At 77.7% G+C, this 2,266-nt stretch carries 2 protein-coding genes; one reads left to right on the forward strand and one right to left on the reverse strand.

Annotated elements, in window-relative coordinates:
- A partial coding sequence (locus HCN56_RS25200) for an MFS transporter (RefSeq protein WP_167974914.1) occupies positions 1 to 1,205 on the reverse strand: 1,205 nt, incomplete at its 3' end.
- Between the two features lie 100 nt (positions 1,206 to 1,305).
- Between HCN56_RS25200 and HCN56_RS25205 the strand changes: the two genes are divergently transcribed.
- A partial coding sequence (locus HCN56_RS25205; protein ID WP_167974916.1) for an ROK family transcriptional regulator occupies positions 1,306 to 2,266 on the forward strand: 961 nt, incomplete at its 3' end.

Consider the following 2,266-nt stretch of genomic DNA (forward strand, 5'->3'; position numbering starts at 1 on the left):
GGCGGAACGGCGCCCGCCGCCGGTACGGCCGACGCGGCGCCGGGGGCGCCGGCCACGCGGCGCCCGCGCCGGTCGCCCAGCACACCGGCGCCCAGCACCATCAGCAGGGTCGTCACCGCGACGAACACGAACGACAGCCGCAACGAGCCGACCTGGCCGATCATGCCGATCAGTGTCGGTGCCACCAGCCCGGTGGTGTAGGTGATGGTGGCGACACCGGCGATGGCCTGACCGGGGCGCGGGCCGCTGCGGCCCGCGGCCGCGAACGCCAGCGGCACCACCACCGCGATGCCGACGCCGACCAGCGCGAACCCGGTGATGCCGAGGACCGGCCCGGGGGCCAGCGCCACCGTGGCCGCTCCCAGGGTGGCGAGCGCGCCGCTCGCCCGGACCGCCCGGACCGCGCCGATCCGGCGGACCACGGCGTCCCCGCACAGCCGCGCCGCCGCCATGGTGCAGGCGAACGCGGTGTAGCTGACCGCCGCGAGCGTCTCGGTGCCGCCGGCGACGTCGCGCAGGTAGACGCCGGACCAGTCCATCGAGGCACCCTCGGCTAGCACGGCGCCCATGGCGACCGCGCCGATCAGGACCGCCGAGCGGGGCGGCCGGCTGAAGCGCGGCGGCGGCTCCTCGTCGGGGGAGGGGCGGATGTCGAGCAGGCCCCGGCAGGCGGGCTGCGCCAGGAGAACCAGCAGCACCGCCGTGGCCACCAGGTGCGGCCGGGCGTCGATCCCCAGGTGCACGGCGAGCACACCGCCGGCCGAGCCGAGCAGGGTGCCGACGCTCCACAGGCCGTGCAGGCCCGACATGATCGACCGGCCGTGCCGCTGCTCCACCTCGACACCCTGGGCGTTCATCACCACGTCCGCCATGCCGGCGCTCGCGCCGAAGACGGCGAGCAGCAGGGCGACGGCGGCCGGGTGCGGCGCCAGCGCCGGGAGGGCGACAGCGAGGCACCAGAGGGTGAGCAGTCCCCGCACCGCCGCCCGCGCCCCGAACCGGTGGAGCACGCCGCCGGCGAGCGGCATCGCGAGCGCCGCCCCGATCGCCGGGAAGGCGAGCAGGAGACCGAGCTGTCCGGTGCTCAGTCCGTGGTGCTCATGAATCCAGGGGATGCGGGTGGCGAACGCACCGGCGGCGGCGCCGTGCACAGCGAACACGGCGGAGGTCGAGCGGCGGGCGCGCCGCACGGGGGAGGGCTGCATGGGCGTAAACTATCAGGAAGGTTGCCTGTAAATAAAGCCGTCGCCGCCCCGCGCTCCGGCGCCCCGGGGCGGTCCCGGTCGATCTGCGAGGATCACCGCCATGACACCCGCCCGCACCGCGACCCCCCGTACCGCACGGGCCATCAACGACCGCATCGCGCTCGACCTCCTCGTCGAGCACGGGCCGCTGACCGCCACCCAGCTGCGGGACGCCACCGGACTGTCGCGCCCCTCCGTCGCCGACCTCGTCGGCCGCCTCCAGGAGAACGGGCTCGTGACCGTGGTGGGGGAAGCGGGCAGCGCCCGCCGCGGTCCCAACGCGCGGCTGTACGGCCTGGTCGCCGAACGGGCCCACGTCGCCGCGCTCGACGTCCGACTCGACAGCGCCACGGCGGTCGTCGCCGACCTGGCAGGGCGGACGGTCGCCCGCACCGCGCTGCCGTTCCCGCCCACCGCCCCCGAGGGGGACGCCGCGGGCGCCGACGCCGCCACCGCCGAAGCCGTCCTGCGGGCGCTCGACACCGCGCTGACCCGGGCGGCCGTGGGGGAGCTGCACACGGTGGTGGTCGGCGCCCCCGGCCTGGTCGACCCCGCCACCGGCACGCTCAACCGCGCCGGCGGCGGGCTCCCCGCCTGGCACGCCGAACTGGTCCGGGGCCTGCCCACCCGCACCGGGGCCCGCGTGCGGGTGGAGAACGAGGTCAACCTGGCGGCCATCGCCGAACTCCGGCAGGGCGCCGCCCGGGACCGCGACACCTTCGTGCTGCTGTGGCTGGGCGGCGGCACCGGCGCCGCCCTGGTCCTGGACGGCGCGCTGCGCCGCGGCGCCTCCGGCGGCGCCGGCGAGATCGGCTTCCTGCCCGTGCCCGGCACCGGCGCCCTCCCCGCCCATGACGACTGCGCCGGCGGCCTCCACGCGCTGACCAGCGCTGCGTCCGTCCTGGCGCTCGCCGCCGACCACGGGTTCGCGCCGCAGCCGACCGGTGACGACACCGCCGCGGCGGCCGAGGTCGTCCGGCTCGCGTGCGAGGCGGCGGGCGACCCGGCCGGCGCGGCGGTCC

This window comes from Streptomyces lonarensis (assembly GCF_012033735.1).
Taxonomy (GTDB): Bacteria; Actinomycetota; Actinomycetes; order Streptomycetales; family Streptomycetaceae; genus Streptomyces; species Streptomyces lonarensis.